The following is a 5,560-nucleotide window of genomic DNA, read 5'->3' on the forward strand; positions in this document are numbered from 1 at the left end:
CGGGGGTGTCCCTGCGGGTTCGTGCTGGCGGTGGCGAGCCGGCGGTGGTGCACGGCGTGGGGTTCGCCATGGTCGTCGTCGCCGCGGTGCTCGCCGGGGTTGCCGCCGCGGTGCTGCTGGCCGTGCTCGAACGGCGCACCCGGCGGGCTGGGCGTTGGTGGGTGAACATCGCCGGTGCCACGCTCGCGAGTTCCTTCGCCGGGCCGCTGCGGGCGGCGGATGTCGCCACCGGGATGGCTCTGGCCGGGCTGCACCTGCTGGTCGGTGTGACACTGCTCGTCGGGTTCGCCCGCACGATCCGCTGTTCGCCGCCCGCCGACGGATGCTGACCGTCCCTGCGGCGCGGTCGATACCAGGCGGTCGATGGCCGGCGGCGGGGGCAGATCAGTCGCGCTGGTCCAGGGTGGCGCGGGTGAGCCGCAGCAGGGCGGTGTGGATGTCGTCGGCGCTGCCGGTGGCGGGCAGCGGGTGGAACAGGTCGGCTTCGGGCAGGCCCGCGTAGGCGGCGGCGAACGCGGTCAGCCGGTCGAGGTCCTCGCGGTCACGTCCGCGCAGTTCCACCCGTCGCTGCGCCACCGTCACCGGGACCGTCAGCCAGACGACCAGGTCCGGGGTGGGCAGGTGCCGGTAGGCGGCCCGGACCCACCGTTCACCCCGCGCCGCGGCGCCCACGGCGGCGGGATGTTCGCGCAGGCGCATGGTGGCGTACTGGCAGTAGCTGTAACGGTCCATGACGGCGACCTCGCCGCGCAGCCATGACAGGCCGAGCCCGATCGTGATCGCCGTGGCGCGGATCGTCGCCTCGACGGCGAGGTGACCGCGCGCGCCGAGCAGGTCCGGGCCGTCGCGGCGGCCTAGGCGGCGAGTGAGCGGGTCCAGCAGTGGCCGTCCGCCGCCGTTCTCGTGGTAGCGGGCGGGGCCGTCCGGCGGTGGACAGCGCCGCGGCGAGGCGCCGCGCCTGGGTGGTCTTGCCGGCACCGTCCACCCCGACCAGCGCGATGATCGGCATCCGGCGGCGTCGTGGCCCGCGCATCCGGTCAGGTGGGAGACGGCGCCGGGGCCGGCTCGTCGGGGAACAGGTCCCACAGGGCGGTGGTGCGGTCGGCCGACGCGGTGGCCAGCAGGCGGCTGTCGGGGGCGAAGGCGACGGCGTGCACGGCGCCGTGGTGCGCGGCCAGGCGCAACGGCGGGCCGGGATTGTCCGGGTCGGTGAGGATGCGCACGGTGACCGTGCGGTCGGCGGAAGCGGTGGCCAGCAGATGCCCGTCGGGGCTGAACGCGACGGCGTGCACGGCACGGCGATGCTCGCCGAAGGCGGCGATCTGCCGTTCGCGGGTGGGTTCGGCCACCGAGTACAGGCGCACGACACGGTCGCGTCCGGCGACGGCGAGGGTGTCACCGTCCGGGCTGAACGCGACGGTGTGCAGGGGGCCGCGGGCACCGGTGAGGGTGACCGTGGCGGCGGGGTGGGTGGGGTTGGCCAGATCCCACAGGGTGACGGTGCGGTCCTCGGCGGCGGTGGCCAGCAGCGTGCCGTCAGGGCTGAACGCGACGGCGCGCACCGGGGCGCGGTGCCCGGCGAGGATCGCCGCCCGGGTCGGGACGTCCGGGTCGGCGAGGTCCCACAGCAGGACCGCCCGGTCGTCGCCGGCGGTCGCCAGCAGGGTTCCGCCGGGGCTGAAGTCCAGGTCGTGGATGTGGCCGCGGTGACCGGTCAGGGCCAGCAGCGGCTGTGGCCGGGTGGCCGTGAGCCGCCACAGCACGGTGGTGCCGGCGTCACCGGCGGCGGCCAGGGTGTGACCGTCGGGGCTGAAGGTGACCACCCGCGCCCATTCCTGGTTGATCCGCCGGCCGTAGCCGACGGTCGCGGCCAGCCGCGGCGGATCGGGGAACGGCAGCTGCCACAGGTGCACGCAGGTGTCGGTGCCGGCGGTGACGACCAGCGGTGCGGCCGGACTGAACGTGACCGCGAGGGGATGTCCCCGTTCCTGGCGCAGGGTCGCCACCAGCTGCGGCGTTCCCAGCACCACGGGTGTTCGCCGCGGCGGTGGTGATGCGGGCCGGTCCGGGAACCCGCGGTGGGGCTGGTCCGCACGGGTGGCCGCCGGGGCGGCAGATGCCTCGACGTCGGCGCCGGCGGCGGCGGTGTCGCGTTCGGCGCCGGTGTCGGGCTGGGTGGTGCTGGGAGACGGTGGCAGCGGCGGGGGGACCAGGTCGACGGCCGGGTGCGCGGCGATGGTGGTGATCTGACGCAGCAGCCAGTCGCGGGCGGTCGTCGCGTCCAGACCGAACAGGTCGAAGGCGAGCAGGCCGGCGTACTGCCCGCCAGGTACTGCTGGTCCGCCAGACGGACCAGCAGTACCTGGCGGGCAGGCCAGGGTCCCAGGCCCGTGGCCGCGTCGAGCGCCCGCGGGTCGGATGGGGCGTCGGCGGGAGTCGAGGTGGCCTGCCGCTGATAGGCGGCGGACCACAGCACCAGCAGCAGCCCGCCCGGTGGCCGCGTGCCGGGGGTGGTCGCCGCCGGGGCGGCGGTCGTGACGCGGTAGCCGGCGTCGGCCAGATGCCAGCACAGCCACCGCGCCCAGGCAACGTCGGCGTCCGCGTGGGTCACCACCACATCCCAGACCAGGGCAGCCGCGGCGCGAGACGGCGGGCCCTCGTCGGCGGCGGCCGGGCCCGGGCCGCCGGCTACGTCGTTACTGCGCACACGTAGCAGCCTGTCACGGTCCGCACGACCACGAAAAATGACCATGACAGGTGCACCCGGCACCCTGCACCCCGTGCCCCGGGCGCTGCCGGGCCGGGCACAGGACGGCGGCCGATGCCCGGGGCGACGCGCTGTCGGGGTGCCGGTGAACACGGGGTGGCTCAGCCGCCCCGGACCGCGGTGGGGTCAGCGGGCGGGACCGGCCGCTGACCGGCACGCGCGGCGGACGGGCGGTTGCGCGGCGACAGGGGCGCCACCGCGGGCAGCCGCGGACGTTCCTTACGTCGCGGCGCCGGTTCGAGACTCACCTCGAGTGCGGCGGGGGCTTCCACGCTGACAGGGGCCTCGGTGCCGGTAGGGGCCTCGGCGCCGGCGGCTTTGTCCTCGAGGGTGCGTGGCGTGGCCAGCGTCCTGCGATGTTCACCGCGGTGGTCGTGAATGTAGGGGCGCAGAACCGGGAGGGCTTCGGGTGGGAACCCCTCCAGCCCATCGTCGATGACCCGGAGTTCCTCATCGCACATCGTGACCATGGCGACGAGCGCTGGCATGCGACGCACCGTCGCGTCGAGCTTCGTCATGACGTCCCGGCACGGGTTGAACAGATGGTGGCGATCCAGCGCCTCGAGCAGGGACGCGGCGTGATCCAGGATCTCCTGTTCGGTCAGCGCCGCTCCCCGGTCGTTGCGGGCCCTCCACATCCGCACCCGGGCCTCGGCCGCATGTCGCCGGACGGTTTCCCGCATGCTTTCCATGTTATCGCTCGGGGTGCGGTAGGAGCAGTCGCGGGATTGTGGATAGGCGCGAAGATAATAGGTGGCCAACTCGGCCAGGATTTCCTCCTGGGATTCGGGTGGGAACCCGAGCCGGACGTAGGCCTCGAGAAGGGGCCAGCGCAGGCCTTCGCTGCCGGTGCCCTCCAGGAAGAAACGGCCTATCTTACGCTCCAGGTTACGCCGATCCCGGCCCTGGGCGTCCGGTGCGATCCGATCCGCGATCTTACTCAGCGATACGGGCCGTTCCAGATGCAGCCTGTAGCGGAGCCGTAGCAGGGCCGTCACGTGCGGATCAGCATGATCGCGCGGGGCGCCCTGCGTTCTACCTGACATCCATCCACCACTCTCCGTGAGTTCGATGTCTCTGGTGCTGCGGCGATCCGGCCCCCGGGGGGCACGGATCGCCGCGTGGAACACACCGTACAAGGCGGTCCGGGTACCGATGATGCGACAGTGGCCGTCGCATTGTTGGACGGTTCATCCGACGCCCCTCGGTTGCGTCATTTTGACGCTCATTCGCGGACCCCGGTAGAAGACATCGCACCGGGTCTTTCGTCCCGGCGGTGGAGTCGGTCGGCCAACGCGCCTACACCGTTCGCCGACAGTCCCAACAATGCGACAACGCCGTCCCTCTGAGCTTCTGGAGTAATAGGTGACCCGACGTCGACGTTCACCGTCGCCTGCGGGCCAGGCCCCGCCCTGGCCCGGTCCGAAGCCGCGGGAGTCCGTCCGCGACCGGCCCCCGCCGTCGCGCCGGCCGCAGCGGCGGCCCGCGGACGGTGATCCGCGCCGCTACCAGCGCCAGCGGGTGCGGGTGATCGGGCTGCTGGGTCTGGTCACCGCGGTGGGACTGGTCCTTGCCGGCACCGGGATCACCGATCCCGCGGTGACGGTCGGCCAGGCGTGGGGGGCGGCTCTGGGGGTCACCTTCGGCCGGGTCGGCGCCGTGCCCCGCGGTGGACGGCGATCGGGACGGCGCCGGCCCCGTGGTCACCGCGGCCGGCCTGACCCGCGAGGCGGGGCGCAGACGACACCGGTGGGACGTGGTTACAGGCCGACGCGGCCCGAGGGGTTGTCCCGGTCGAACAGGCGGCCGGGGCGGACGTAGGCGTCCAGGCTGGCGGCGGAACGCCACCGTCCCTGGCGCATGATCGACCGGTCGTTGACGCCGGCGCGGGCGGCGGCGGTGGCGAACCCGGACCGCAGCGAATGTCCGGCGAAGTCGGTGGCGTCCAGGCCGGCGGCGGCCACCCGGCGTTGCACGATGCGGGCGACCGAACCGGGGTGCAGCCGGGTGGCGCCGATGCGGCCGTGCCGGTTGATACCGCGAAACGCCGGCCCGTCGGTGAGCGCCGCCAGCCGGCACCAGGCCGCCCAGGCGCGGACCGGACAGGTGGCGCGGTGCGAACCGTAGGTGATGCCGACCAGCGCGCCGGCGCCGTCCTGGTCGGTCTTGGACCGTCGGACGTCGACGATCAGACCGTCGGGAGTCTCGTCGAGGTCGGTGACGTCGAGGCCGACGAGCTCCGCGCGGCGCAGGCAGCCGGCGAACCCGACCAGCAGCAGCGCCCGGTCCCGCACATCGGCGGGATCGTCGTCGCCGAAGGTGGCCACGACCCGGGCGAGCAGATCGGTGTCGAGGGCGGTCTTGCGGGTCGGACGCATCCCGTGGGTGCGTCGGATGCCGTCCCACACGGCGCTGACCTGCGGTGCGCCGGTGGGGCTGGGTGCGCCGGCGAGCTGGTGGCCCACCGAGATCGCCGCCAGGCGCCGGCGGATCGTCGACGGTTTGTAGCCGCCGTCGGCGAGCGCGACCAGGTAGGCGGCCACCGTCGAGGGCTGCGCCGGGACCGCGACCAGCGCCACCGGCTGCTGCGCGCACCAGGCGTGGAAGTGGCGCAGGTCCGCGTCGTAGGCACGCCATGTCGAGGCGGCCCGTGAGGCCCGGGCGTAGTCCCCGACCCGTTCGGCCCGCACCGGCGCCAGCATCGGCGTGGACGGCCCGCGACGTCCCCGCACCGCCCCGACCGCCCCCCGCACCGCCACCTCCGTCGCGGCGTCCGACGACCCGTTCCCGTCG

At 74.2% G+C, this 5,560-nt stretch carries 5 protein-coding genes; 1 reads left to right on the forward strand and 4 read right to left on the reverse strand.

The window, feature by feature from the left end; translation table 11 throughout:
• On the forward strand, positions 1-329 hold a 329-nt coding region (locus tag G6R24_RS17700), incomplete at its 5' end, for a DUF6069 family protein (RefSeq protein WP_225438668.1).
• 55 nt (positions 330-384) lie between these two features.
• Here the strand turns inward: G6R24_RS17700 and G6R24_RS23430 are convergent.
• From G6R24_RS23430 to G6R24_RS17720, 4 genes are all read right to left on the reverse strand, one after another.
• Complete coding sequence (locus G6R24_RS23430) at positions 385-978, reverse strand: nucleoside/nucleotide kinase family protein (RefSeq protein ID WP_263864082.1); 594 nt, start codon at positions 976-978, stop codon at positions 385-387.
• Positions 979-1,037: 59 nt separating this feature from the next.
• Positions 1,038-2,471: a WD40 repeat domain-containing protein gene (locus G6R24_RS17710; protein ID WP_225438671.1), complete on the reverse strand. Its 1,434-nt coding sequence runs from the start codon at positions 2,469-2,471 to the stop codon at positions 1,038-1,040.
• 397 nt (positions 2,472-2,868) lie between these two features.
• Positions 2,869-3,813, reverse strand: a complete 945-nt coding sequence (locus G6R24_RS17715) for a hypothetical protein (RefSeq protein WP_163550331.1) — start codon at positions 3,811-3,813, stop codon at positions 2,869-2,871.
• Between the two features lie 714 nt (positions 3,814-4,527).
• Positions 4,528-5,469 (reverse strand): site-specific integrase, encoded by a 942-nt coding sequence (locus G6R24_RS17720; protein ID WP_163550333.1) that lies wholly within the window; start codon positions 5,467-5,469, stop codon positions 4,528-4,530.
• Positions 5,470-5,560: the final 91 nt, after the last annotated feature.

It is taken from the genome of Candidatus Frankia nodulisporulans (assembly GCF_902806475.1).
GTDB lineage: Bacteria > Actinomycetota > Actinomycetes > Frankiales > Frankiaceae > Frankia > Frankia umida.